Source organism: Winogradskyella pacifica (assembly GCF_003386275.1).
GTDB lineage: Bacteria > Bacteroidota > Bacteroidia > Flavobacteriales > Flavobacteriaceae > Winogradskyella > Winogradskyella pacifica.
The window spans coordinates 124426-149821 of the sequence record NZ_QREI01000007.1 but is presented as its reverse complement, the minus strand read 5'-3'; the positions used below and the strand labels follow the sequence as shown (position 1 = coordinate 149821).

The 25396-nt window shown below is 33.2% G+C and carries 29 protein-coding genes; 25 read left to right on the top strand and 4 right to left on the bottom strand.

From position 1 onward, the window contains the following. The first annotated feature begins 1 nt into the window (after position 1). Positions 2-781 carry a glycosyltransferase family 2 protein gene (locus DFQ09_RS14440; RefSeq protein WP_115811564.1) on the top strand — a complete coding sequence of 260 codons (780 nt, stop codon included), beginning with the start codon at positions 2-4 and terminating at the stop codon, positions 779-781. On the opposite strand, the gene DFQ09_RS14435 is transcribed toward DFQ09_RS14440, so the two are convergent. Next, positions 765-2072 (bottom strand): phenylacetate--CoA ligase family protein, encoded by a 1308-nt coding sequence (locus tag DFQ09_RS14435; protein ID WP_115811562.1) that lies wholly within the window; start codon positions 2070-2072, stop codon positions 765-767. The genes DFQ09_RS14440 and DFQ09_RS14435 overlap by 17 nt on opposite strands. 84 nt (positions 2073-2156) lie before the next feature. On the opposite strand from DFQ09_RS14435, the gene purD reads away from it, so the two are divergent. Further along, a complete protein-coding gene (gene purD, locus DFQ09_RS14430; RefSeq protein ID WP_115811560.1) occupies positions 2157-3428 on the top strand; it encodes a phosphoribosylamine--glycine ligase in 1272 nt (423 codons plus the stop codon). On the opposite strand, the gene DFQ09_RS14425 is transcribed toward purD, so the two are convergent. Further along, on the bottom strand, positions 3423-3650 hold the full coding sequence (locus DFQ09_RS14425; protein ID WP_115811558.1) for a DUF6341 family protein: 228 nt from the start codon (positions 3648-3650) through the stop codon (positions 3423-3425). The genes purD and DFQ09_RS14425 overlap by 6 nt on opposite strands. Positions 3651-3718: 68 nt before the next feature. Here DFQ09_RS14425 and DFQ09_RS14420 point away from each other — a divergent pair, with 68 nt between their 5' ends. Continuing rightward, positions 3719-4636 (top strand): DUF6427 family protein, encoded by a 918-nt coding sequence (locus DFQ09_RS14420; protein WP_115811556.1) that lies wholly within the window; start codon positions 3719-3721, stop codon positions 4634-4636. Here the strand turns inward: DFQ09_RS14420 and upp are convergent. Beyond that, the gene (gene upp, locus DFQ09_RS14415; RefSeq protein ID WP_115811554.1) at positions 4625-5284 is read right to left on the bottom strand and encodes a uracil phosphoribosyltransferase; all 660 of its coding nucleotides are present in this window, start codon (positions 5282-5284) and stop codon (positions 4625-4627) included. The genes DFQ09_RS14420 and upp overlap by 12 nt on opposite strands. Positions 5285-5356: 72 nt before the next feature. Between upp and DFQ09_RS14410 the strand changes: the two genes are divergently transcribed. Both DFQ09_RS14410 and DFQ09_RS14405 read left to right on the top strand, forming a co-directional pair. Next, positions 5357-5965, top strand: a complete 609-nt coding sequence (locus tag DFQ09_RS14410; protein ID WP_115811552.1) for a DUF4254 domain-containing protein — start codon at positions 5357-5359, stop codon at positions 5963-5965. A 48-nt stretch (positions 5966-6013) separates the two neighbouring features. Continuing rightward, positions 6014-7030, top strand: coding sequence for a glycosyltransferase family 9 protein (locus tag DFQ09_RS14405; protein WP_245940365.1), 1017 nt, complete (start codon positions 6014-6016; stop codon positions 7028-7030). 214 nt (positions 7031-7244) lie between these two features. Here the strand turns inward: DFQ09_RS14405 and DFQ09_RS14400 are convergent, their stop codons facing one another. After that, on the bottom strand, positions 7245-8303 hold the full coding sequence (locus tag DFQ09_RS14400; protein WP_115811548.1) for a ferredoxin--NADP reductase: 1059 nt from the start codon (positions 8301-8303) through the stop codon (positions 7245-7247). A 184-nt stretch (positions 8304-8487) separates the two neighbouring features. Here DFQ09_RS14400 and DFQ09_RS14395 point away from each other — a divergent pair, with 184 nt between their 5' ends. From DFQ09_RS14395 to DFQ09_RS14300, 20 genes are all read left to right on the top strand, one after another. Then, positions 8488-8820: a PadR family transcriptional regulator gene (locus DFQ09_RS14395; RefSeq protein WP_092445958.1), complete on the top strand. Its 333-nt coding sequence runs from the start codon at positions 8488-8490 to the stop codon at positions 8818-8820. Between the two features lie 51 nt (positions 8821-8871). Continuing rightward, the gene (locus DFQ09_RS14390; protein WP_147298355.1) at positions 8872-9519 is read left to right on the top strand and encodes a hypothetical protein; all 648 of its coding nucleotides are present in this window, start codon (positions 8872-8874) and stop codon (positions 9517-9519) included. Positions 9520-9580: 61 nt separating this feature from the next. After that, positions 9581-10303 carry a hypothetical protein gene (locus tag DFQ09_RS14385; protein ID WP_115811544.1) on the top strand — a complete coding sequence of 241 codons (723 nt, stop codon included), beginning with the start codon at positions 9581-9583 and terminating at the stop codon, positions 10301-10303. Beyond that, positions 10300-10989, top strand: a complete 690-nt coding sequence (locus DFQ09_RS14380; protein ID WP_115811542.1) for a hypothetical protein — start codon at positions 10300-10302, stop codon at positions 10987-10989. The genes DFQ09_RS14385 and DFQ09_RS14380 overlap by 4 nt, the downstream gene beginning before the upstream one ends. Positions 10990-11040: 51 nt before the next feature. Next, positions 11041-12519 (top strand): DUF5687 family protein, encoded by a 1479-nt coding sequence (locus DFQ09_RS14375; protein WP_115811540.1) that lies wholly within the window; start codon positions 11041-11043, stop codon positions 12517-12519. A 14-nt stretch (positions 12520-12533) separates the two neighbouring features. Next, on the top strand, positions 12534-13256 hold the full coding sequence (locus tag DFQ09_RS14370; protein WP_115811538.1) for an ABC transporter ATP-binding protein: 723 nt from the start codon (positions 12534-12536) through the stop codon (positions 13254-13256). 468 nt (positions 13257-13724) lie between these two features. Next, a complete protein-coding gene (gene porW / locus DFQ09_RS14365) occupies positions 13725-16301 on the top strand; it encodes a type IX secretion system periplasmic lipoprotein PorW/SprE (RefSeq protein WP_449489483.1) in 2577 nt (858 codons plus the stop codon). 20 nt (positions 16302-16321) lie between these two features. After that, positions 16322-16759 carry a bactofilin family protein gene (locus DFQ09_RS14360; protein ID WP_115811534.1) on the top strand — a complete coding sequence of 146 codons (438 nt, stop codon included), beginning with the start codon at positions 16322-16324 and terminating at the stop codon, positions 16757-16759. After that, a complete protein-coding gene (locus DFQ09_RS14355; protein WP_245940363.1) occupies positions 16743-16961 on the top strand; it encodes an AtpZ/AtpI family protein in 219 nt (72 codons plus the stop codon). Before DFQ09_RS14360 ends, DFQ09_RS14355 begins: the two co-directional genes overlap by 17 nt. Beyond that, positions 16954-17352, top strand: a complete 399-nt coding sequence (locus tag DFQ09_RS18975; RefSeq protein WP_115811530.1) for a DUF6168 family protein — start codon at positions 16954-16956, stop codon at positions 17350-17352. Before DFQ09_RS14355 ends, DFQ09_RS18975 begins: the two co-directional genes overlap by 8 nt. 81 nt (positions 17353-17433) lie before the next feature. Then, complete coding sequence (gene atpB / locus DFQ09_RS14345; RefSeq protein WP_115811528.1) at positions 17434-18606, top strand: F0F1 ATP synthase subunit A; 1173 nt, start codon at positions 17434-17436, stop codon at positions 18604-18606. A 38-nt stretch (positions 18607-18644) separates the two neighbouring features. Continuing rightward, entirely contained in the window at positions 18645-18845 is a 201-nt protein-coding gene (gene atpE / locus DFQ09_RS14340; RefSeq protein WP_020896353.1) for an ATP synthase F0 subunit C, read from the top strand. A gap of 97 nt (positions 18846-18942) precedes the next feature. Beyond that, positions 18943-19443: a F0F1 ATP synthase subunit B gene (locus DFQ09_RS14335; RefSeq protein WP_115811526.1), complete on the top strand. Its 501-nt coding sequence runs from the start codon at positions 18943-18945 to the stop codon at positions 19441-19443. A gap of 6 nt (positions 19444-19449) precedes the next feature. Then, complete coding sequence (atpH, locus tag DFQ09_RS14330; protein WP_115811524.1) at positions 19450-19986, top strand: ATP synthase F1 subunit delta; 537 nt, start codon at positions 19450-19452, stop codon at positions 19984-19986. Positions 19987-20041: 55 nt separating this feature from the next. After that, positions 20042-21622, top strand: coding sequence for a F0F1 ATP synthase subunit alpha (gene atpA / locus DFQ09_RS14325; RefSeq protein WP_115811522.1), 1581 nt, complete (start codon positions 20042-20044; stop codon positions 21620-21622). A 105-nt stretch (positions 21623-21727) separates the two neighbouring features. Continuing rightward, entirely contained in the window at positions 21728-22588 is an 861-nt protein-coding gene (gene atpG / locus DFQ09_RS14320) for an ATP synthase F1 subunit gamma (RefSeq protein WP_115811520.1), read from the top strand. 138 nt (positions 22589-22726) lie between these two features. Continuing rightward, a complete protein-coding gene (locus tag DFQ09_RS14315) occupies positions 22727-23569 on the top strand; it encodes an alpha/beta fold hydrolase (protein WP_181897192.1) in 843 nt (280 codons plus the stop codon). 11 nt (positions 23570-23580) lie between these two features. After that, the gene (locus tag DFQ09_RS14310; protein ID WP_262511084.1) at positions 23581-24057 is read left to right on the top strand and encodes an RNA polymerase sigma factor; all 477 of its coding nucleotides are present in this window, start codon (positions 23581-23583) and stop codon (positions 24055-24057) included. Beyond that, positions 24054-24608 (top strand): hypothetical protein, encoded by a 555-nt coding sequence (locus DFQ09_RS14305; RefSeq protein WP_115811515.1) that lies wholly within the window; start codon positions 24054-24056, stop codon positions 24606-24608. Before DFQ09_RS14310 ends, DFQ09_RS14305 begins: the two co-directional genes overlap by 4 nt. A gap of 163 nt (positions 24609-24771) precedes the next feature. Then, positions 24772-25299, top strand: a complete 528-nt coding sequence (locus DFQ09_RS14300) for a hypothetical protein (protein ID WP_115811513.1) — start codon at positions 24772-24774, stop codon at positions 25297-25299. Positions 25300-25396 lie beyond the last annotated feature (97 nt).

Sequence of the window (25396 nt, the reverse complement as noted above, 5' to 3'; positions counted from 1 at the left end):
TATGCAACCACTAGTTTCTATTATAACACCAATGTATAACAATGCCAATGTTATAGAAAAAACGATTAATAGTGTCATTAATCAAACCTATGCTCATTGGGAATTACTTTTGGTAGACGATGCCTCATCAGATCAAATAAAGGCTGTTATAAAGCCATTTACAGAGAGCGATTCTAGAATTAAGCTATTTACTCACAAAGATAATAAAGGTGCAGCAGAGGCTAGGAATTTAGGTACTGAAATGGCTACAGGAAATTATATTGCCTTCTTAGATGCAGACGACCTTTGGGCAGCGAATAAACTTCAATTACAGGTAGCTCAACTGCAAAACAATAGTACAGATGTCAGTTTTGGGAGCTACGAATGGATTGATGAAGACAATCAAGCACTAAACAAGAAAGTACACGCCTTGCCACAGTTGCAGTTCGGAAAGTTGCTAAAGGCAAATTATGTAGGGAACTTAACAGGAATGTATAATTCTGAAAAATTAGGTAAAATATACACTAAGGATTTAAAGAAACGACAAGATTGGTTATTGTGGTTAGAGGCTTTAAAAAGAAGTGATAAACCCGCAATAGGTATTCAAGAGACAATTGCTTACTATCGCATTACAGAGGGCTCATTATCTTCTAATAAAACCAATTTAATAAAGCATAATTTTAATGTGTACCGTAAAGGTTTAGGTTTTTCTAATGTAAAGTCGTTAGTCTATTTAATACAGTTTCTATTCGAACATTTATTTGTGAAAAAACGTTTAATTCAACCTATAGCTTCGAAATAAATTGCTTTAATTTCCCTGCTTTAGTCCGTTTTAATTGTGCTACACGTTCAAAACTAACAGTGATTCCTGTTTCTAAATAGCGTTTCATTTCTTCAGTAATAACGTCTTTTTTATCCGAGTCTAGTTCTTTGTTACTGACAAAGCGAATTATAAAATGATCTATACGAGATTGCTCAACAATAAATTCGGAAACGTTACCATCATTTTCAATCACGCTTTTGGTAATGTAATAAAAAGTTAATCCGGCAGCTTTTTTTCCACTGGGCAATACAACAATACTATTTGTTCTTCCAATCAGTTTTTTAAGAATAGGTTTTCTAATGGTACTATTTTTAGATAAAACACCAATATCACCAATATCGTATCTGATAAATGGATGGGCTTTGTTATATAATGATGTAATAACAACTCTACCTTCTTCATCATAGGGTAAAACTGTATTGTTTTCATCTAAAATTTCAACATAGAGGGTTTCACTATTTACTTGCCATTCATCCTTTGTATTCTGAAACGCAATAAGATCTAATTCTGACGCTCCATATTCATTTATTACAGGAAGTCCAAATTGAGTTTCGAGTAATAATTTATCATCATCAAATAACATTTCTGAAGTGACGATACAGGCTTTTAAGCTAGGGCAAGCTGATTTTAAATTTATGTTTTTACGCTTCAGATATTTTGCAAACTGAACAATTGAACTGGTGTATCCATTAATGAAATCGAAGTGTGTCGTTTTAAATTTGGTTAAAGCGGTTTCAAAAGCACTATCACTCAAATCAAATACTGAAAAACGGAATCGGTTACCAAAATAATCCTTCAACCGCTCTTTGTAATACCCTTTTTTGTCTAGTGGAATTCCGTAAAAACGTGCTTGTTTAGAGCTATTAAAATCTATGCCATACCACCCAAATCGGTTCATTATTTCTGCCCAAGTTAAGGCATGGCACCATTTGTCTTTTGCAAAAATAAAGGGATCACCAGAACTACCAGATGTTTTATTTACATACACATTTTTAGGTGTAAAATTATCACTTAAACGTTGTTCTAAAGGTTGTTGTAAATGACGTTTGGTAATAATGGGTACAGAATTCCAATCGTTAAGATCTATAGATTTTCCTAAAGATTTATAAAAGGGATTATGTTCTAAATGATGAGAAACAATCGCTTTTTTTTGCGCTTCAACATAAGTTTCAAATTCTAAATCAGTTTTCGCCTGAATTTGGGCTAAAGCCGTTTTAGCCTTGTTAATCGCAAAGCCATTTACTTTCAAAGAAAAATCGAATAGTCGCAAAGTGTTTTTTGCCTTTAAGGTTTCCGTAAATTAATTGTTTTTTAAACTTAAAACCAATTATTTTTGCCTAAAGAAATTTTAGACATGACTATTTTAATACTTGGCTCTGGCGGAAGAGAACACACATTTGCATGGAAATTAGCACAAAGTGACCGTTGTAAGGCGCTTTTTGTAGCTCCAGGAAACTCAGGAACACAATCAATTGCAACCAATTTAAATATTGGTGTTACTGACTTTGAAGCGATTAAATCAGCAGTTTTAGAACATAAAATTGATTTGGTGGTTGTCGGACCCGAAGATCCATTAGTACAAGGTATTCACGATTTCTTTTTAGAAGATGAGGCTTTAAAAAATGTGGCTGTAATCGGACCACAAAAAGCAGCTGCAGAATTAGAAGGCAGTAAGGAGTTTGCTAAAGAGTTTATGATACGTCATAACATTCCAACAGCAGCTTATGAGAGCTTTACTAAAGAAAATGTAGAACAAGGATACAAGTTTTTAGAAACGCTAAGTCCACCTTATGTTTTAAAGGCAGATGGATTAGCAGCTGGTAAAGGTGTTTTAATCTTGAATGATTTACAAGAAGCGAAAGACGAACTAAAAAGTATGTTGGTTGATGCAAAATTTGGAGAGGCTAGTACCAAAGTGGTTATCGAAGAATTTTTAGACGGCATTGAATTAAGCTGTTTTGTATTAACGGACGGAAAAGACTATAAAATTTTACCAACTGCGAAAGATTATAAACGTATTGGTGAAGGAGATACAGGTTTAAATACAGGAGGTATGGGAGCAGTTTCTCCAGTACCATTTGCTACTAAAGAATTTTTAGATAAAATTGAAAATCAAGTCGTAAAACCTACGGTTGAAGGTTTAAAGAAAGATAATTTGCCTTATGTTGGGTTTATTTTTATTGGTTTAATTAAAGTTGGAGACGATCCAAAAGTGATTGAGTACAATGTTAGAATGGGTGACCCTGAAACAGAAGTGGTGTTACCAAGACTAAAAACAGATTTAGTTACTGTTTTTGAAGCGATGGCAAATCAAACTTTAAGTGAAGTGACTATTGATATTGATGAGCGTGCAGCAACAACAATAATGTTAGTTTCTGGCGGTTATCCTGAAGCTTACGAGAAAGGCAAAGAAATTACAGGAGTAGAAACTATTTCAGACTCTATTGTTTTTCATGCAGGAGCAATTGAAAAAGACGGTAAAGTGGTTACTTCGGGTGGTCGCGTAATGGCAATTACGTCATATGGAAATACGTATCCAGAGGCCATAAAAAAATCCTATCAAAGTATAGAAAAACTACATTTTGATAAGATGTATTATCGTAAGGATATTGGTTTCGACCTATAAATAAGAATGGGAAGAAATACTTTTATCTTCTTCTCCGTTCTCATTGTATTTTTTAAGTTGTAACATCCAATAAACAAATGCAACCACGCCAATAGCTGTAAATAACCATGACATTATGTTAGCTGAAAACCAGCTTTCTAGTTCTAATGCTTTAAGTGCATCAAATGGTGCAAATAACACATTTACAAATAAATCCGCTATTCCGTTAAAGAAATCATTCATAACTTTATAAATTTACACCAATTCTAATTTCGAATTGGGATTGAGCAGCAAAAATACAAAAAGAGTTAATGATAACAAGTATTTTTAGTAAATCTAAGCCTATAAACTTCATATTTGTTGCAGTTTATGTTTGCCTGCTATTTGTAGTAACCAACTATTCTCTACTTTTTTCGGATCTAAATAGTTCTCTAGCAACGCTTTTTAAGTGGGCAGTGACTTTGTTTTTAGTTTTTTTAATTGACTTTATTGTTTCTAAAAATAACCTAACACAAAGAAATAGTTATGCTATTATGACCTTTGGTTTGTTGTTTGGTATGTTTCCAGAAGCAATGAAGCATACAGATATATTACTAGCTAATCTGTTTATTATTTTTGCTTTAAGACGGCTAATAAGTTTACATTCTAACTTACACATTAAAAAGAAGTTGTTTGATGCGGCATTCTGGATTGCACTAGCGGCTTTATTCTATTTCTGGTCGATGCTATTTTTCGCTTTAGTGATTGTGGCTTTGATTTATCATTCCCAAAATGATTTTAAGAATGTTATTATTCCATTTATGGGAGTGGCAACAGTGCTGATATTGCTCTTGGTCTATAATATTATTGTAGATGATGTCTATCTAAAACCTTCAAATTTTAAACGCTACGCAAGCTTAGATTTTACAGCGTATAACAGCAAGGAAAACATTCTAAAGTTCACCGTGTTATTTACATCCTATGTATGGACGCTTATCTATTATTTTAAAAATATTCCTGATAAGAATAAAAAATTAAAGCCCTCTTATTTCTTAATTGCTTGGGCTTCAATAATTGCTATTTTAGTTGCTATTATTGCTCCCACTAAAAACGGTAGTGAGTTTCTATTTTTATTTGCGCCATTTTCAATTATTATGGCCAATTATATCGAAGTGATTTCAGAACGTTGGTTTAAAGAAGTTTTTATAGCTCTTTTTATTATAGTGCCAATTATAGGTTTAATGTTGTAACTTGTTTCCAAAAGCTAAATCACCAGCATCGCCTAATCCTGGAATAATATAGCCTTTTTCATTTAAGTTGTCGTCTATGGCAGCGATCCATAATTTTACGTCAGCATCAAACGCTTTAGATACATAATCAACACCTTCCTGTGCACCGATAACACTTACTAAATGAATTTCTTTAGGAGTTCCAAATGGTTTTAAAGCTTCATAAGTAGCCACCATAGATTGTCCTGTGGCCAACATCGGATCAGCTAAAATTAAAGTTTTGCCTTCTAAACTCGGACAAGCTAAATATTCAACTACGATTTCAAAACTTTCCGGATTGTGTTTATGTTGTCTGTATGCCGATATAAATGCATTTTCAGCGGCATCAAAATAATTAAGTAAACCATTATGAAGTGGCACACCTGCTCGTAAAATAGAGCATAATACAATATCTTTTTGATGTAAAACAGTTTCAGAATTACCTAAAGGAGTTGCAATAGTGTGCGGATTAAAATGAAGTGATTTACTTAGTTCGTAGCCCATTATTTCACCAATTCGCTCAATATTTCTTCGGAAACGCATGCTGTCTTTCTGAACCGTTTTATCTCTTAATTCAGACATAAAGGTGTTTAAAATTGAAGGTGTATCAGAAAGGTTATGAATTTGCATATTATGGGAATTGGTTCAGTCGTTAAAGTTAATAATTCCTACTATATTTGTAAACATTAAATCAATTTCATTATGTTTTCACAAAAAGCAAACGCTATTTTTCAAGAGGTTATTAAAACCTATAAAGTTTTAAATACAGTAGATCAGCCTTTTACTAACAAGTATGATGAAAGCGATGATCTTATCGCGCATTTGTTATATAGAAAATCGTGGATTGATACTGTTCAGTGGGCTTACGAAGATATTATTAGAAACCCAAACATTGATCCGGTTGCAGCTTTAAAGTTGAAACGAATGATTGATGCCTCTAACCAAGATAGAACGGATACGGTTGAATATATCGATAGTTATTTTTTAAATAAATACAAAGACGTAACCGTAAAACCGGATGCTAAAATCAATTCTGAAAGTCCGGCTTGGGCAATAGATAGATTATCTATTTTAGCATTAAAGATTTACCACATGCATCTCGAAACGGTAAGAGATGATGCTAGTGATGCGCACAAAGCAGCTTGCCAAACAAAGCTTAATGTTTTATTAGAACAACGTGTAGATTTAAGTACCGCAATAGACGATATGCTTACTGATATTTCAAATGGTGATAAGTACATGAAAGTTTATAAGCAAATGAAAATGTACAATGATAATGAACTAAACCCTGTTTTGAGAGGACAGAAATAGTTCGTGAACCTGTTGGGTTTTTAAAACCTGACAGGTTTGTACAAAATTATGCCAAAACTAAAACACATACTCGTCCTTAGGTTTTCCGCAATGGGAGATGTGGCTATGACAGTTCCTGTGTTGCGAGCACTTTCAGCACAATATCCCGAATTAAAAATTACAGTAGTTACCAGAGCATTTTTCAGGCCTTTTTTTAAAGATTTAGAAAATGTAAGCTTCTATGAGGCCGATTTAAAAGGGAAACACAAAGGCGTTTTAGGACTCTATAAACTGTCTAAAGAATTAAAAAAGCTTGGGTTTGATGCGGTTGCAGACCTACACAACGTTTTACGTAGTAAAATCTTGAAATTATTTTTCTTCGGAAAAAAAGTAGTCCAATTAAATAAAGGTAGAGCCGAAAAGAAATCACTGACTTCAGGTGTATCTTTTAAGCAACTAAAAACCACATACCAGCGTTATGCTGATGTTTTTGAAGATTTAGGTTTTACGGTTGATTTATCTAATCCAACATTTCCAAAACCAAAGACTTTAACTGAGAAACTAAATGCTTTTATTTCAAACAAAAATTTAAAAACTATAGGTATTGCTCCTTTTGCAGCACACGAAAGTAAAATGTATCCTTTAGAGCAAATGGAAACTGTAATTAATGAACTTTCTAAAGATTACAATGTTATTTTATTTGGAGGTGGTGCTAAAGAAATAGAGCTTTTAAATCAGCTTGAAGCTAAATACTCTAACGTAAAATCTGTTGCAGGACAATTGAATTTAGAGGAAGAATTAATGCTTATTTCAAATTTAGACCTCATGCTAGCTATGGATTCTGGTAATGCACATATGGCGGCAATGTTGGGTAAAAAAGTAATCACAATTTGGGGTGTAACACATCCTTTTGCTGGATTTGCACCGTTTAATCAACCTAAAGATTTTGCACTTACTGCAGATAGAACTCAGTTTCCATTACTACCAACGTCTATTTACGGTAATAAATTCCCGGAAGGTTATGAGAAGGCGGCAAGTAGTGTTTCTGAAGCGGTAATCATTTCTAAGATAAAAGAAGTTATTTAACGTTAAAACTTCTCAATACTATGTTTTTGTACCAAAAAAATCACTCGAAGAGATAAAACGATATAGAACTAAGTTTACGTCAATTCGAGTCAAATTCATTTCTAAAATTTCGTATTAAGAACGTCTTGAAAACCAAAAGACCTTTCGTGTTATTAAAACATGAAAGGTCTGTATATCTAATGATTCAAAAATCTAACGAATCTAATAATCTAGATTAAACATCATCATAATCAACAGCAACAGTAGCCGAAGTGGGATGCGCTTGGCAAGTCAATATTAAGCCTTGAGCAACTTCACTATCCGTCAAAATATTATTCTGACGCATTTCTGCTGTACCTTCGGTAAGTTTTGCAATACAACTACTGCAAATTCCTCCTTGACAAGAATAAGGCGCGTCGATATCTTGCTTTAAAGCGGCTTCAAGAATGGTTTGTTTTTGCGACATGTTAAATTCAAACTCTTCCTCATCAACCACAACTTTAATTTTAGTTTCGCCAGAAGGTGAATCCGCAGCAGCATCAGTACCGGCTTCAACAGGAGCTGTAAACAATTCAAACTTAATTGCTTTTTCTTTCACACCATTTTCAATTAATACCTCTTTTACGGTATGAATCATTTGTTCTGGTCCACAGAGGTAGAAATTTTCAATGCTAACACCTTTGTACTTATTTTTTACGATGAGGTTGACTGTGCTTTTTTCAATACGTCCAAATAAAGCATCCGTTTCTTGAGACTGACTGTACATAAAATGCGCATGAAAACGATTATCGTATTGTTTTTTTAGTTGCAATAACTCATCTATAAACATAGCATCGTCCAATGTTTTATTGCCATAAACTAATATAAAGTTGCTAAACGGTTCTTCTTCCAAAAGCGTTTTAGCAATACTAAGTACTGGGGTAATTCCACTTCCAGCAACAAAGGCAGCAATAGTTCTTGTTTTGGCAGCATTAGCTTCAAATACAAAACGACCATTTGGTTCTGCAACCTCTAAGACGTCACCTGCTTTTAAGGTAGTGTTGGCATAAATAGAAAACGTTCCATTTTCAACTGCTTTTACAGCAACAGTAACGTTTCCGCTATTTTGAGACGCACAAATAGAATAATCTCTACGGATGTCTTCGCCATTAATAGTTGTTTTTAAGGTAATGTATTGTCCGGCTTTAAAGCTGAATTGTTCTTTAAGATTTTCGGGAATATCAAAGGTTATCGCAACAGAACTGTCTGTTACTTTATCTACTGATTTTATAGTGAGTGAATGAAAATGTGCCATTAAAAATAATTTTTTGCAAAGATAAACAATCTCTTACAGACCTGATAGGTTTTTTTCTTGGCTAATCGTTAGTCACTGAGCGAAGTCAAAGTGAGTCCAATTGAAAAGCCATTAGCTTTTTTTGAATATCGATCATACATAAGATTCTTATACATAAGAAAATTATGTATATATTTGTGTTACGATGAGCAATTCAAAATTATATAAAGGGAGTTTAACTACCATTATTTTAAAGCTATTAAATGAGCACGATAAAATGTATGGTTACGAAATTACCCAAAAGGTAAAGGAATTAACTAAAGGAGAACTTAAAATCACAGAAGGTGCATTATATCCTGCGTTACATAAGTTAGAAGCTGAAGGTTTGTTAGATGTTGAAGTGGCAAAAGTAGATAACCGATTGCGTAAATATTATAAACTCACCGAAACCGGAACTAAAGAAACCGTTAATAAATTGGAAGAATTAGCTGAGTATATTAAAACGATGCAAGCTTTAGTGAATCCAAAGCTCGCTTAGACCTGACCTAGCAGGTTTTAAAAACCTAGCGGGTCTTCATTTAAAATGACAATGAAACTAACCAAAGAACAAATACAATTTATAGACACGTATCTAGAGAATTCTGATGTGGTTTTTGCAGACATAAGAATGGAAATGGTAGATCATGTCGCCTCAGATATTGAAGATAGAATGCGGGCGAGTACGACTAGCGATTTCTACAATGTGTTTAAAGGTTATATGGTTCAGAACAAGGCTCAACTTTTAAAAGAGAATAAACAGTTTTTAAAATCTGCCGATAGAAAAATTTGGAAGGCATTTTTAAAAGAAGTTTTAAATCCATTAACACTGCTGATTTTTTTAGCGTCTTTTGGCGGGTTTTACTTTTTGTATTCAAATTTCAATATAGAAACGTTTAGGTTAATTATTTCTTATGTTCCATTAATTGGATTATCGGGGTTTCTGTTAACTTATGTTGTTTATCACAAAGTGAAAAATCTAAAACGATTTTCGGTCGTAGAACGTTTAGCGATGCCTTTTTTGGTGTTTTATCAAATACCCAATATTATTTTTAATTTTAGCCACCAAGCTAAAGATTTAACGACTGTACTTTGGATTCTCGGAATTGTAAGTATAGTTTTAACTTTAATGCTGGTCTTGGTTCGTGTTAGCATAAAATTATTTAAGAGTTACGAAAAGCAATATAAAACTCTAGCATAACCTAAATAGAAGGAGACCTAGCGGGTTTTTAAAACCTAGCAGGTCTAAAAGTGAATTAACAATGAAACTAACCAAAGCAGACATACAATTCATAGACAATTACCTCATTAAAAACGAGGTGAAGTTTTGGGACGTGCGTTTAGAATTGTTAGATCACATTGTTTCTGCGGTTGAAGATAAAATAACGAATGAAGGTATTTCTTTTAATGAAGCCTTACTCGATGTTCATAGAGGCTTTGGTAATCAGTTTATTGAATTTGGAGTTTCTAAAGACAAGATTTTTGAAAAAGGATTGTATCAGAGCAATACTGGTTTTAAGAAGTTTATTAAACAAAAGCAAAAAGAAATTGGGAGGAAACATCGAAAGGCATATTGGAAAACATTTTTACCTTTTATTTCTTCGATTAGGTTTTTTATAGAATTACTAGTGCTAACAATAGTAACTTTCATAGCTTATCAATACAGTATTAAAGCGGGACTCTTTGTAGCTATGTCAGGAATAATTATTACTGAATTTACTAAATTATTTTATGGTGGTTTAAAAAAGTTTAAAACTAAATCGCTGAACATGCAACTAGCAGTATCATCATCGCTATTATTAACTCAAATGCCATATTGGTTAATTATGCTTTTTAATTGGCATTATGAAGGCCTTGAAATGAAACCGTATTATATCTTATTTATTCTTTTTGCTTTACTATTTGTATTTAGTAGACATAGTTTAAATAACTTTATTAAAATCTATAATATTTACAATGAACGTTATCAGCTTTTAACAACATGAAACTCACCGAATACCAAATACAAGACCTCTACGCTTTTACAAGGCAACATTTTGTAGAGCACTACGACTTACAAACCGAACTCGTAGATCATTTAGCGAATGATATAGAGCAACAATGGCAACAGCAACCTAAACTCAGTTTTGAAGACGCTAAAAACAAAGCCTTCAAAAAATTCGGAATTTTTGGTTTTATGGATGCCATTGACCAAAAAGCGAAAGCCATGAATAAGCGTTATATGCGTTACATGTGGACAGAACTTAAGAAATGGTTTGAGTTGCCACAAATTATTTCAACTATTGCCTTGTTTTTATTGTTTTACATCACGTTTTCAACAGTGTATATAGCAACTTTAGCTTTAGTTTTCTTTGGGATTATAACAGTTTGGTGTACTTATAAAAGTATTCAACTTAATAGGCAGTTTAGACGCAGAAAAGAGCTTTCTAACAAAAAATGGATGTTGGAAGAAATGATCTTTAAACAAGCCGGAAGTACCATGTTTATATTTATGTCTCAATTATTTAATGTGTATAAAATACCAGAGAATTATGGAGGTAACACTTATTTTTTAGTGTTGTTCTCTTTAGCATTTACAGTTATCGCTTTGGTTAATTATATTAGCTTAGAAGTGATTCCCAACAAAGCCGAAAAACTGCTAAATGAAACTTATCCAGAATTTAGTTTGTAACAAATTTCTGTTTTTTCGTACTTATCACATAAACCAACCCTTCATTACATTATGATAAAACATTTTCTCAATCTCGAATGGAAACAATATTTTCGTTCGTCGTATTGGCAGAAAAATATAGCTATCAATATCTTAATGGTATTTTTTGCGCTTTATTTTGTTGCCATGTTTTTAGGCTTAGGATTCGGCCTTCTTTTTATTCTTAAAGAAATGTACCCTGAGCAAGACCCATTTGTAGCAGCCAATGGATTTTTATTTTACTGGATTATCGGCGATTTATTAATGCGTTTCTTTTTGCAAAAATTACCAGTAATGAGTGTAAAACCTTTGCTAACACTTCCTATTAAACGATCTACTGTTGTTAACTATGTATTAGGAAAATCAGCATTGTCATTTTTTAATTTTTTACCACTATTTGCCATCATACCGTTTAGTATAATGTTAATAGGAGATGGGTATGTCGCTTCGGAAATTTTAATTTGGATGTTTGCGCTGATTATTACAGTACTGATTATTAATTTTTTAAATTTTATAATCGAAGCCTTTTCTGCAGAATCAGAATTGTCATTTTTACCTATAATCGTGGTGGTTAGTGTTTTATTTGGTTTAAATTATTTTGAAATTGTACCAATGACAACATTAATAGGAAGCGGATTTTTGGGCATTGCGAATAATCCAATTCTTATTTTAATTCCAATCGCAATTTTAGCATTGTGCTATGGTTTCAACTTTAAAACTTTAAGAAAGAAACTGTATTTAGACAGCTCATTAAAAACTAAAGTTACCGAAGTTAATGCTTCAGACTTATCGTGGACAGAGCGTTTTGGTGATATTGCACCATTTATGAAACTCGATTTAAAACTCATTTGGAGAAATAAACGTACCAAATCAATGGCCATGTTATTATTGATTGGTGTGCTTTACGGTTTGTTTTTCTATCCACAGCCTATGTATAGAGAAATGACCTTTATGTCAGCATTTATTGGGATATTCTCTACAGGATTTTTCCTCATCAACTTTGGGCAATTCATTCCGGCTTGGGATAGTGGTTATTACAAACTTTTAATGAGCCAGAATATTAAATACGAGCAATATTTACGTTCAAAATTTATCCTTATGGTGATTAGTGTTGTACTCCTTTTTGTGTTGGGAATTCCTTATGTGTATTTCGGATACAAAATTTTAATCGCACATTTTGCAGCAGCCATTTACAATATTGGTGTAAATACGCATGTGATACTTTGGGGAGGATCCTTCAACCGTAAAAAAATAGATTTAGATAAAAAAGCAGCTTTTAATTATCAGGGTACAGGTGCTGTGCAATGGCTTATAGGTATACCGCTAATGTTGGTGCCAATGGGGCTGTTTGGACTTGTAAATTGGCTGGCTGGATTTAGTGCCGCAATAGCCTTATTAATCGTTCTTGGGGTTTTAGGAATAGTTTTTCATAAAAAATTAATGAAAGGCATTACTAAAAAATATAGCGATTCAAAATACAAAATGATTGACGCCTTTAGTCAAGATAACTAATAATACATCTCATCATGATATATACAAAAGACCTTTCAAAAACATATAATGGAACAACTGTTCTTAATATCGAAGAATTAACCATCCCTAAAGGCCAAAGTTTTGGTTTAGTAGGAAATAATGGAGCAGGAAAAACAACCTATTTCAGTTTGTTACTCGATTTAATTAAACCAACCACTGGAAACATTACCAGCAACAATGTTGTTGTAGATGAAAGTGAAGATTGGAAACCATTTACATCATCGTTTATAGATGAAAGCTTTTTAATCGGCTATTTAACGCCAGAAGAATATTTTTATTTTATAGGAGAACTTCGTGGTCAGAATAAAGCAGATGTTGATGCTTTAACATCTAAGTTTGAAGATTTTTTCAACGGTGAAATCATTGGTAAGAAAAAATACTTAAGAGATTTAAGTAAAGGAAACCAAAAGAAAGCCGGAATTGTAGCAGCACTTATTGGGAATCCGGAAGTGATAATTTTAGACGAACCTTTCGCTAACTTAGATCCAACGACTCAAATTAGATTAAAACAAATCATAAAAGATTTAGCCGAAAAACAAGGGGTTACTGTTTTAGTATCTAGTCACGATTTAATGCACGTTACAGATGTTTGTGAGCGTATTGTTGTCTTAGAAAAAGGAAACGTGATTAAAGATTTAGAAACTAATCCTGCTACACTAAAAGAATTAGAAGCGCATTTTGCAAGTGGAGCTATGGTTTCAGAAGAAGAAGAATAAAAATAGAGTAAATTGAAATCCGTAAGATTGCTATGTAGTTACAATTCGGGAGTTATGCGTGTCACGTGCAATTTACTTGTGATAGCAAAGTATTATTGATTTTGAAAACAATTCAAATTGGCATGAAATTCATTTTCATGCCAATTTTTTTATGCAAGATTAGGTCTTTACGTCTCCGCGACTTTGCGTGAATATTTTTTTTAATTTATCTAATAATCCCAAACAAACCACAATCAAGTCTTTATTCTTGATTCTAACAGCGAAGGGATTTAATATCTTCTAAAATTCAGCTTCAAATTCAAAAAGATCCTTATTTTTACCACATAACACACTAAACAGGGTGTTTTTAAGTTATCTATTATACTAATTTAGTGTTGAAATATTTTAATATTCAATTGGTATTAATTTAAATAGAACCAACGATTGAAAACCTATTACAAAATTATAGTATCTCTATGTTGCGTGGCAATGCTTACCCAAAGTTGTTCGCGTAAGAAGGATAAATTCATTAACAGAAACTTCCATGCTATGGGCACAAAATACAATGTGCTTTATAACGGCAACATTGCATTAGAGCGAGGAAAGGATGGCGTTAATAATGAGTTTACAGAAAATTTCTGGGAGCTGCTTCCTGTTGAAAGAATGAATATCTCTGAAGATATCTTTCTGCCAGGACAAACCAAAAATGCCGATTTTGAACGTGCCGAAGAAAAAGCTATCAAAGCCATTCAAGTTCATGGTATGAATATTGACGGAAAAGAAAAAAATCCTCAGATAGACGAAGCGTATTTATTGTTGGGTCAAGCCCGTTATTTCGATCAACGATTTGTGCCGGCTATGGCTGCCTTCAACAATATTTTAAATAAATACCCAACTAGCGATAAAATTAATCAGGTTAAAATCTGGCGCGAAAAAACAAATATGCGTTTAGATAATAATCAAGGAGCCATTGATAAACTAAAACGTCTATTACGCGAAGAAGAGATTGAAGGTCAGGATTTAGCAGATGCCACAGCAGCTTTGGCCCAAGCTTACATTAATACAAAATCTAAAGATAGTGCAATAGCGCAACTGGCAATTGCAGCAGAAAACACAACGGTTAAAAGAGAAAAAGCACGCTACCATTTTATTAAGGGACAGTTGTATAACGAATTTGGTAAAAAGGACAGTGCAAATATAGAATTCGATGCTATTATAGATATGCATCGCCAAATACCAAGATCGTTTTACATCAATGCGCATATCGAAAAATCTAACAATTTTGATGCCTTAAGCGGTGATCAAATTGAGTTTGAAGAATACCTTACAGATTTAGAAGAGAACAGAGAAAATAGACCGTTTTTAGATAAGATTTATTACCGCATTGCAGAATACCATCGCCATAATACATCAGACAGTCTTTCTGAAGTATATTATAACAAATCGCTTAGAAAAACCACTTCAGACAAGTACTTAAGAGCGCTCGATTACGAGACTTTAGGAAACATGTATTTTGATAGAAACATTTATAAAACGGCAGGTGCTTATTATGACAGCACAATGACTGCAATGGTAGCTAATACTAAGCCATACCGAATCATTAAAAGAAAGCGCGAAAACCTAGATGATGTTATATACTACGAAGGTATAGCGCAAACTAACGACAGTATTCTGAGAATGGTTAATCTATCAGAATCAGAGCAATTAGCGATTTATACAAAATATACCGATGCGCTTCGAATTAAAGCTATAGAAGATCAGAAGCAACAAGAAGAGGCGTTAAAAAAGCAACAAAGCCAATCGACGACAGCAACACAATTGGTTCAAAATAATAAAGCAAGTGCAATAAATAAGCGTACTCCGCCAGGAATGTCTAGACAGCTTCAAACCACTAATTCGTCAAATGGTGCCAGTAGTTTTTATTTCTACAACACCACTACTGTAGCTTATGGTAAAAATGAATTTCTAAAACTTTGGGGAGATCGCAAGTTTCAAGATAATTGGAGACATTCTAATCAACGTGCAGATATTGTAAATACTTCAAAAGATGATGATTTAGTCACTTCTGTGGTAGAAGATGAACGTTTTAATCCTGAAACGTATTTAGCGACATTACCAACAAATCAAAGTGAAATAGATAGTATCATTACGGAGCGAAATTATGCCTATTATCAACTAGGAATTATCTACAAAGAAAAGTTTAAAGAGTTTCAGTTATCTAAAAATAGATTTGAAAATTTATTAGAAAATGACCCTGAGGATCGATTGATTTTACCTTCAAAATATAACCTGTATCGTGTTTATATTGAATTAGGATTGACCCAAAAGGCAGAAGCGATGAAAAATGCAATTGTGCTAAATTATCCCGACTCAAGATATGCTGAAATTCTATTAAATCCACAGTCTGAATTATCTAAGGACAAGAACAGTCCTGAAGCGATTTATACCAAACTCTATAAGCAATTTGAAAACGAGGAGTACGTTGAAGTGATTGCAGAAGCCGAAACACAAATTAAGCGCTTAGAAGGTGATGATTTTGTGCCTAAGTTCGAAATTCTAAAAGCATCAGCAAAAGGAAGGCTTTATGGTTTTGAAGCTTATAAAGAAGGGATTAACTATATAGCATTAACCTATGCTAATTCGGAAGAAGGTAAAAAAGCTCAAGAAATTTTAAAAGACGCGATTCCGGTGTTGGCTAAAAAGGAATTTGTCTTAGATGATGATGTCGATAAATTTAATGTTATATTTCAATTTGAAAATAATTCGGGTGAAGATATTGAAGCTTTTATCGCAACATTAAACGAAGAAGTTGCGAAAATAAAATACTTTGATCTCACCACATCAAAAGATCTATACGACGAAAATACGACCTTTGTTGTGGTACATGGATTAAAAAGTATCGGTGGAGCAAAAGGCTTTGGGGAGTTACTTAAGACGGGAGAAAAAGATAGCAGAGGACGACTAATAAAACCAAAAATTACCCGACCATACTTTGCAATTTCTTCGCCAAACTATGCAATTATTCAACGACACAAAAACTTAAATGCGTATTTTGAGTTACAGTAATTTAAAAAAACCAGATCAATATGTTTTCTCCAGATAGAAAAAAACAAAAAGACCAATCAACTATGGAAGCAACGACACAACAAAATATTATAGCACAAGGCACTAAAATTGTAGGTGACATTGTTAGCCAAGGACCATTTAGAATTGACGGTACTATAGAGGGTAACGTTAAAACGTCGGGTAAAATAGTCGTTGGTAAATCGGGTTATATTAAAGGAACCTTACAAGGTGAAAATGCGGATTTTGAAGGTAAATTTTCAGGGAAGTTGATTTTATCGGGGACATTATCTTTAAAAGCTACAGCTCATATTGAAGGAGAAGTACATATTAATAAGTTGGCTGTTGAGCCTGGTGCAACTTTTAATGCTACATGTAGTATGAAAGGTACGGTAAAGTCACTGCCTAATGAGTCTGTTAATGCCAAATCTACACAAGCTCAAAGTGTCCAAAGCAAATAAAGGACCTAATAAGTTTATTCGGTTTACGTCTGTTGCGTTTCAAATGGGAGGCACCATTTTTCTTGGTAATTATTTAGGGCAATGGTTAGATGCTCAGTTTGATAAGGATTATTTAGAAACGACCATAACACTACTTTCAATATTTGTTTCAATGTATTTGGTGATATCTCAAGTTTTAAAAATGTCTAAAGAAGATGATTAAATCTCTTGCTGTATATATAGTATCGTTTTCAGTATTATTTTTGATTATTCATTTTTCGCAAGATTATATTTTTAGTCAAGTTAATAGCCCTGTCAGATTTAGTCTTTGGGATACCAATATGTTTTTTGCCGTAGCGTCATTAATGATATGTGTGCATTTTCAATTTTTTTCTCTTATTAAGAGCTTGGAGACTCAACTCGGATTCATCTATTTGCCTACGCTTTTTATCAAAGGAGTCTTGTTTTATGTGGCGTTTAAAGATTCTGTTTTTAATATTGAAGTTTTAAATACCACTGAAGAATTAAACATTTTAATTCCATTACTCTTATTTCTAGTATTGGAGGTGTTTTTTGTCGTTAAAATTATATCTAGAATGGGGTTTAAATATTAGACTGAAAAAACATATTGTTATTTTAATAAATTGCGTACTTTTGCACGGAATTTGAGAAGAGGTTTTTTTTATTTTATTAGAATGAAGATAGTTCAACAAAGTTTTAAGTTTTTAGTATTAGCAGTTTTGATGTTTTCATCAGCGTCTATTTCAGCGTTCAACGCTGGCGGAGATGGGGGTCAAGTTTCTGGTAAACAAGAGGTAGAGGAGTATATTGTTCATCACCTAAAAGACTCTCACGATTTTAATTTGTTTTCGTATACAGATGATTCTGGAGAGCGTAAACATTTTGGTGTGGCGTTGCCTGTGATTCTTTGGTCTTCTGAAGGATTAGTGACGTTTATGTCTTCCGAGTTTCACCATGATGATAACGGACAAGTTATTGTTGAAAAGGACGGTCTTAAGTTTACAAAGATTCACTCAAAAATTTACGAATTAGAAAAAGGAGCTACTGCTGTTAAGTTTGATGCTGATCATCATGCAACAAATGGAGCTAAGGTTTTAGATTTTTCAATTACTAAAAGTGTGGTCGGAATCTTATTAATTGGCCTTTTAATGTTATTCTGGTTCTCTAGATTAGCAAAGCAATACAAGAAAAAACAAATTCCTACAGGTTTCGGTCGTGTACTAGAGCCACTAGTGCTTTACGTAAGAGACGAAATTGCAAGACCAAATATTGGTGAAAAGCACTACCGTAAATTTACAGGGTATCTTTTAACAGTGTTCTTCTTTATATGGATTTTAAACTTAGCGGGTTTAACACCATTAGGTTTTAACGTTACAGGTCAGTTAGCCGTAACAGCATGTTTAGCAATATTTACATTAATTATTTATACAGTAAGTGGTAATAAAGATTACTGGATGCATATTTTATGGATGCCAGGTGTACCAATCTTTGTTAAACCAATCTTAGCTGTAATTGAATTGGTAGGTGCGTTTATCATTAAGCCATTCTCATTATTAGTACGTTTGTTTGCAAATATTTCTGCAGGTCACATTGTATTAATGAGTTTAATTGCAATTATGTTTACACTTAAAGAATCTTTAGGTGTGGTTGGTGCAACAAGCTTATCATTTGTATTGTCATTTTTCCTTTTATTAATCGAATTATTAGTAGCGTTTTTACAAGCGTATATTTTTACAATGTTATCAGCTTTATTTATTGGTATGGCTGTAGCAGAACACGATCATGATCATGAGCATGATCATGAAATTTCTTCAGACGTAGAAGACGTTAGAGGAGATTTTATTTAATAAGAATTTTTTTAATTTAATTTTATATATCAATTTTTATGGAACCAGTAACTTACAATTTAATTGGAGCAGGATTAATCGTAATCGGAGCAGGTATTGGACTTGGTCAAATCGGTGGTAAAGCAATGGAAGGTATTGCTCGTCAACCAGAAGCAGCAGGTAAAATCCAAACAGCGATGATTATTGTTGCAGCACTTTTAGAAGGTTTAGCATTTGGTGCTTTATTCTTAGGAAAATAAGAACCAAATCAAATTTACAAAAACACTATCCTGTAACGGTTGGTTACAGGACGTGTTTTTAAATTAAAAAAAGAATAACACCTAATTAGTTAATAGGATGGAAACATTATTAAACGATTTTTCACCAGGATTATTTGTAGTATCAACAATATTAATGTTAGCATTAATAGCATTGATGGTGAAGTTTGCATGGAAACCAATTCTTGCGTCATTAAGCGAAAGAGAAGAAGGTATTCAAAGTGCTTTAGATGCAGCTGAAAAAGCGAAGCGTGAAATGGCAAACCTTCAAGCAGATAATCAAAGATTATTGCAAGAAGCAAGATTAGAAAGAGAAACAATGCTTAAAGAAGCTCGTGAGCTTAAAAGCAAAATGATTGCAGATGCTGAAGCGGAAGCTAAAACGCAGGCAAATAAAATGATTGCACAAGCACAAGAAGCTATTACTAGTGAAAAGAAAGCAGCTATGGCAGAATTAAAAAGTCATGTTGCAGGTTTATCTATAGAAATCGCTGAAAAAGTAGTGCGTAACGAATTATCTAATAAAGACAAACAACTAGAATTAGTTGAGTCTATGTTAGGAGAAGCAACTTTAAACTAGTAAGAGATGTCAGGATCAAGAGCGGCAATACGATATGCTAAAGCGGTTTTAAGCTTAGCAACAGATCAAAAATCTGCTGAGGTGGTAAATAGTGATATGAAATCAATCACTAACGCTATCGCTGAGAGTGAAGATTTAAATCAGATGCTTCAAAGTCCTGTTGTAAGATCTTCGGATAAAAAAGCGGTATTATTAGCAGTGTTCAAAGATGCGAATGTAGCAACGACGAACTTATTCGATACTTTAATTACTAACAAAAGGTTACCTTTATTAAATGAGGTAGCTTCAAGTTATGTTCATTTATACGATGAATTAAGAGGTAGCCAAGTAGCAACAGTTACAACAGCAATTCCACTTACTGAAGATTTAAAAACTAAAGTATTAGCTAAGGTTAAGGAACTTACAGGAAAAGACGCCGAAGTAGAAAATATTATAGATGAAAGCATTTTAGGTGGTTTCATATTAAGAGTTGGAGATATACAGTATAATGCTAGTATTTCAAATAAACTCGATAAATTAAAAAGAGAATTTACACTAAATTAATATAGTTTTAGATAAGCCCTAAAGGCTAACAGCTAAAAGCTAAAGACTAAAAGAGATGGCAGAAGTAAAACCAGCTGAGATATCAGCAATCTTAAAACAACAACTTTCAGGTTTTGAAGCAGGTGCTTCATTAGACGAAGTAGGAACAGTATTAACTGTAGGTGATGGTATTGTACGTGCTTACGGATTAGCTAATGTGCAATATGGCGAATTAGTTGAATTTGATGGTGGTGCAGAAGGAATCGTACTTAACCTTGAAGAAGATAACGTCGGTATTGTATTGCTAGGAACTTCAGTAGGAATTAAAGAAGGTTCTACAGTTAAACGTACGGAACGTATCGCATCTGTGAAAGTAGGTGAAGGTATTGTTGGTCGTGTGGTTGATACTTTAGGTAACCCAATTGATGGTAAAGGACCAATAGCAGGTGAAACTTTTGAGATGCCTTTAGAGCGTAAAGCACCAGGTGTTATCTACAGAGAGCCAGTAACTGAGCCATTACAAACAGGTATTAAAGCTATTGATGCTATGATCCCAGTTGGTAGAGGTCAACGTGAGTTGGTAATTGGTGATAGACAGACTGGTAAGACAGCTGTTTGTATCGATGCGATCTTAAATCAAAAAGAATTTTACGATGCAGGTGAGCCTGTATATTGTATATATGTTGCTATTGGCCAAAAGGCTTCTACGGTAGCTTTAATTGCTAAGACTTTAGAAGAAAAAGGTGCTTTAGCATACACAACAATAGTAGCTGCAAATGCATCAGATCCTGCTGCAATGCAAGTTTATGCACCGTTTACAGGAGCATCTATTGGTGAGTATTTTAGAGATACTGGTAGACCAGCTTTAATTGTATTTGATGATTTATCAAAACAAGCTGTTGCTTACCGTGAGGTATCTTTATTATTAAGACGTCCTCCAGGACGTGAGGCATATCCTGGTGATGTATTTTATTTACACTCGAGATTATTAGAGCGTTCTGCAAAAATCATTAATAATGATGCTATTGCTAGAGAAATGAATGACCTTCCAGATGTTTTAAAACCTTTAGTTAAAGGTGGTGGTTCATTAACAGCTTTACCAATTATTGAAACACAAGCAGGTGACGTTTCTGCATATATCCCAACTAACGTGATTTCTATTACAGATGGTCAGATTTTCTTAGATGGTGATTTGTTTAACTCTGGTGTTCGTCCAGCAATTAATGTAGGTATTTCTGTATCTCGTGTTGGTGGTAACGCTCAGATTAAATCAATGAAAAAAGTATCTGGTACATTAAAATTAGATCAAGCTCAGTACCGTGAATTAGAAGCGTTTGCTAAGTTTGGTTCAGATTTAGATGCCGTTACTTTAAACGTAATTAACAAAGGTAAGCGTAACGTTGAAATCTTAAAGCAGGCTCAAAATGATCCTTTCAAAGTAGAAGATCAAGTAGCTATCATTTATGCAGGTTCTAAAAACTTGTTAAAAGATGTTCCTGTTGAGAAAGTAAAAGAATTTGAACGCGATTATTTAGAGTTCTTAAATGCAAAGCATAGAGATACTCTAGATTTACTAAAAGCAGGTAAATTAACTGATGAGGTTATTGATACACTTACAAGTGTAGCAAAAGATCTTTCAGGGAAGTACAGATCATAAAGTTAGAAGTTTAGAGTTATGAGTAAACGTGTTCATAACTCTAAATTTTAATTATTAAACTAATGTCACTCTGAGCCTATGCAAGGAGTCTTTATCATATAAAGAATGGCGAATTTAAAGGAAATTAGAAACAGAATATCATCGGTATCATCAACGATGCAGATTACTAGTGCCATGAAAATGGTATCTGCTGCTAAGTTAAAGAAAGCCCAAGATGCTATTACAGCAATGCGTCCTTATTCTAATAAGTTAACGGAATTGCTTCAGAGTTTAAGTGCAACTTTAGATGAAGATTCTGGAAGTAAATATTCTGTTCAACGCGACGTAGAAAAAGTACTTATAGTTGTTGTAACTTCTAACAGAGGTTTGGCTGGTGCATTCAATTCTAATATCATTAAGCATGTAACTAAGCTTTCTAAGGAAACTTATGCTAATAAAGATGTTTCTTATTTAGCAATTGGAAAGAAGGCAAATGATGCATTCAAAAAAACGAATAAAGTTATTGCAAACAAAAGTGATTTGTATGAAGACTTAACGTTTGAGAATGTTTCTGAAATAGCAGAAATGCTAATGGAAAAATTTGTTGCTGGAGAATTTGATAAGATTGAAATAGTATACAATCACTTTAAAAATGCAGCGACTCAAATTGTAATGACGGAACAGTTCTTACCAATTGTACCTGTAGAAAGTGATGAAAACGTTAATTTAGATTACGTTTTTGAACCATCTAAAATTGAAATCGTTGAAGAATTAATACCGAAGTCTTTAAAGACTCAATTGTACAAAGGTATTAGAGATTCTTTCGCTTCTGAGCATGGTGCACGTATGACAGCAATGCATAAAGCAACAGATAACGCTACAGAATTAAGAGATCAACTTAAATTAACTTACAACAAAGCAAGACAAGCAGCAATTACTAACGAGATTTTAGAGATTGTTGGTGGAGCTGAAGCTTTAAATAACTAAACGCTATACTTAGTTAAAACTAAGAATTTCAATAGAATAAAAAACCTAACTTTAAATAGTTAGGTTTTTTTTTATGCCATCATGTAACATTTTTAAGATTTTGTATCTAAAAGGAAAATCCAATTAAAAATGAATATCATGAAAAATCTAAAAAGTAGACTATTAATCCTAACCTTTATGGTTTCAGGATTTATGTACTCGCAACACACATCTTTTGAAGTTAATATTTCAGGAAAGGGAAATCCTATATTACTATTCCCCGGCTTTAGCTGCCCTGGTTCCGTTTGGGATGATGTCGTTACTGAACTTTCCAAAACTAATGAGTGTCATGTTTTTACTTTTGCAGGCTTCGGAGCTGTACCGGCAATTGAAACTCCTTGGTTACCTAAAATCAAAGAAGAAATAATCACTTATATTTCAGACAACAATCTTAAACAAATCACTTTAATTGGTCACAGTTTGGGTGGTACATTGAGTTTATGGCTAGGAACCGAAAACACTTTAGATCTAAAGACTATTATAACAGTAGATGCTTTGCCCTCTATAGGCGCGCTTATGATGCCTAATTTCGACAGTAAAACGATTGTCTATGATAATCCCTATAACAAACAGTTATTAGATATGAGCGATGAAAATTTTGAAGCTATGGCTACTCAAATGGCATCGGGAATGGTAATCAATGAATCTAAGAAGGAAATTATTAAGGATTGGATTGTTGAGACCGATAGAGAAACTTATGTTTATGGCTATACCGATTTATTAAAACTAGATTTGAGAACTGATATTTCAAAAATAACAACACCTTTGGTAGTACTTGCTGCAGTAATGCCGTATGGATTAGAAACTGTAAAAAAAACATACCAAGAGCAATACAAAAATCATGGTCATTATAAAATTAAGTTTGCAGAAGAATCCGCACATTTTATAATGTATGATCAACCACAATGGTTATTAGAAGCCATTAAAATGGAATTAAATTAGAATTGAAACACGTGGAATTTAAGAACATATACGAGGATAATTACCCTAAAGTTATGCGGTTGTGCTTAGGCTATTGCAACGGAAACGAACCACAAGCCAAAGATTTAGCTCAAGAGGTGTTCATAAAGGTTTGGGATAACTTGAAGACGTTTAGACAAGAAGCTAGCCTTTCTACATGGATTTATCGAATTACAGTAAATACCTGTTTAGTTCATATACGGAATAGTAAAAAAACCATGTTTTCTTCAGAGATGCCAAATCCTATAGAAAGTAAATTAGACGATTCTAAAGAGCATATAGAATTCAAATTTAAACAACTATACGCCTGTATTAATAAATTGAATGTTGATAATAAGGCGATTATTTTGCTTGAACTTGAAGGGTTGCAACAGAAGGAGATTGCAGAAATAATGGGATTAACGCACGAGGCCATAAGAGTGCGAATTCACAGAATTAAAAACGAATTAACTAAATGCGTTAAACAATGAAAAATTTTGAAGATATAAAATCACAATGGGAGAACCTGGCTGATATACAGGTCCCTAATGAAGGTACAGCAGAAATTATTAAAAAAGCGAACCAGTTAAAAAAGGGGCAGAAAATTACTAGCATTGTATTAGGTGTAACTGTGGGCGTATTGGTTTTTTTCTTTTTCTACGTAAGTGCTTATTTAGAGTTTAAAGCGGCAATAGCGTTAATCTTAATGATAGCCGGATTAGTTCTTAGAATCGGAATAGAATTTAAGAGTATCAATGCGCTAAAACATATTAACTATTCTCAGAACGCTCATAGTTTTAAAGATATGTTGGTACACTATTATAAAAAGAGATTTCGAACGCATTATATTGTCACGCCGATAATCCTTTTGTGTTATGTCATTGGCTTTATAATGCTTATACCATTTTTTGAAGCAGGTCTTTCACATGGGTTTTATACCTACATAAAAGTATCAGGATTTGTCATTATTACTGTTGGTGTGGTTTTAATTTATAAGCAAATTCAAAAAGAACTATTGAGTATTAAACAACTTATGGAATAGATAATTGGCTAAAAATGGATACAAATAGATTACGCAAGAACGTAATTAAACACAGGGTATATTTCTTACAAATAATGTCCTTTAATCTGATTACTATAACCTTAAAAGGTGTTATTTCGTAATTTTTTATATATTGCCGCCCCAAACCTTAACCTATATTAAAATGAAACTACTAAGAAAGGCGTCATACGTCAGTGCTTTAGCTATTGTCTTTTCGTTCACTTATCAGTGTTCTAGTTCAAAAGTCGAAACCTCTCAATTTGAATCATCCACAGCTTTTAAAGTTGAACCAGTTGTTTTTCAAGAATGGTATGCTGGCCTTAATGTTGGAGGTACAGGGATAAATGTTTTTGTACCTGTGGTAAATAAAAGTGATGATATTGTTATTGATAGTATTTACTTTAGAAATCTAAAAGGTAAACTCGTTCAAAAAAACGATAAATATGTGGCGATACTAAAAAACCATTCGCCAAATTATACCTTTACAATTCCTAAAAAATCGAATGATTATCCTTTTGATTTATCCCAATCTGAATGTGCGATTAGCTTTATAGAAAACGGAGAAACAAAATACTTTAAAACCACAAACCTTAACGAAGTCGCTGGTATCTATTACGAAAACGGCCCACCTCCTGTAAACGAAGACGCATTGTCAACTGTTGTAGCTTTTACAGAAGACGATAAAGAATAATGACCATTTTAAAATATATGTAAAAGTCTTGCTGATAAAGTAAGACTTTTTTTATTCCCAAAAATTAGAGTAACATCTTACACTTTACTACTCTGTT

Bases quoted from the DNA above. Each gene is read 5' to 3' on its own strand.
- atpE (WP_020896353.1), top strand. From the start codon at position 18,645: ATGGAACCAGTAACTTACAATTTAATTGGAGCAGGATTAATCGTAATC.
- DFQ09_RS14400 (WP_115811548.1), bottom strand. From the start codon at position 8,303: ATGGCACATTTTCATTCACTCACTATAAAATCAGTAGATAAAGTAACA.
- DFQ09_RS14410 (WP_115811552.1), top strand. From the start codon at position 5,357: ATGTTTTCACAAAAAGCAAACGCTATTTTTCAAGAGGTTATTAAAACC.
- DFQ09_RS14405 (WP_245940365.1), top strand. From the start codon at position 6,014: ATGCCAAAACTAAAACACATACTCGTCCTTAGGTTTTCCGCAATGGGA.
- DFQ09_RS14305 (WP_115811515.1), top strand. From the start codon at position 24,054: ATGAAAAATTTTGAAGATATAAAATCACAATGGGAGAACCTGGCTGAT.
- DFQ09_RS14375 (WP_115811540.1), top strand. From the start codon at position 11,041: ATGATAAAACATTTTCTCAATCTCGAATGGAAACAATATTTTCGTTCG.
- DFQ09_RS14390 (WP_147298355.1), top strand. From the start codon at position 8,872: ATGAAACTAACCAAAGAACAAATACAATTTATAGACACGTATCTAGAG.
- upp (WP_115811554.1), bottom strand. From the start codon at position 5,284: ATGCAAATTCATAACCTTTCTGATACACCTTCAATTTTAAACACCTTT.
- DFQ09_RS14440 (WP_115811564.1), top strand. From the start codon at position 2: ATGCAACCACTAGTTTCTATTATAACACCAATGTATAACAATGCCAAT.
- DFQ09_RS14425 (WP_115811558.1), bottom strand. From the start codon at position 3,650: ATGAATGATTTCTTTAACGGAATAGCGGATTTATTTGTAAATGTGTTA.
- porW (WP_449489483.1), top strand. From the start codon at position 13,725: ATGCTTACCCAAAGTTGTTCGCGTAAGAAGGATAAATTCATTAACAGA.
- DFQ09_RS14370 (WP_115811538.1), top strand. From the start codon at position 12,534: ATGATATATACAAAAGACCTTTCAAAAACATATAATGGAACAACTGTT.
- atpB (WP_115811528.1), top strand. From the start codon at position 17,434: ATGAAGATAGTTCAACAAAGTTTTAAGTTTTTAGTATTAGCAGTTTTG.
- DFQ09_RS14385 (WP_115811544.1), top strand. From the start codon at position 9,581: ATGAAACTAACCAAAGCAGACATACAATTCATAGACAATTACCTCATT.
- DFQ09_RS18975 (WP_115811530.1), top strand. From the start codon at position 16,954: ATGATTAAATCTCTTGCTGTATATATAGTATCGTTTTCAGTATTATTT.
- atpG (WP_115811520.1), top strand. From the start codon at position 21,728: ATGGCGAATTTAAAGGAAATTAGAAACAGAATATCATCGGTATCATCA.
- DFQ09_RS14380 (WP_115811542.1), top strand. From the start codon at position 10,300: ATGAAACTCACCGAATACCAAATACAAGACCTCTACGCTTTTACAAGG.
- DFQ09_RS14300 (WP_115811513.1), top strand. From the start codon at position 24,772: ATGAAACTACTAAGAAAGGCGTCATACGTCAGTGCTTTAGCTATTGTC.
- DFQ09_RS14360 (WP_115811534.1), top strand. From the start codon at position 16,322: ATGTTTTCTCCAGATAGAAAAAAACAAAAAGACCAATCAACTATGGAA.
- DFQ09_RS14395 (WP_092445958.1), top strand. From the start codon at position 8,488: ATGAGCAATTCAAAATTATATAAAGGGAGTTTAACTACCATTATTTTA.
- atpH (WP_115811524.1), top strand. From the start codon at position 19,450: ATGTCAGGATCAAGAGCGGCAATACGATATGCTAAAGCGGTTTTAAGC.
- DFQ09_RS14420 (WP_115811556.1), top strand. From the start codon at position 3,719: ATGATAACAAGTATTTTTAGTAAATCTAAGCCTATAAACTTCATATTT.
- purD (WP_115811560.1), top strand. From the start codon at position 2,157: ATGACTATTTTAATACTTGGCTCTGGCGGAAGAGAACACACATTTGCA.
- DFQ09_RS14315 (WP_181897192.1), top strand. From the start codon at position 22,727: ATGAAAAATCTAAAAAGTAGACTATTAATCCTAACCTTTATGGTTTCA.
- DFQ09_RS14335 (WP_115811526.1), top strand. From the start codon at position 18,943: ATGGAAACATTATTAAACGATTTTTCACCAGGATTATTTGTAGTATCA.
- atpA (WP_115811522.1), top strand. From the start codon at position 20,042: ATGGCAGAAGTAAAACCAGCTGAGATATCAGCAATCTTAAAACAACAA.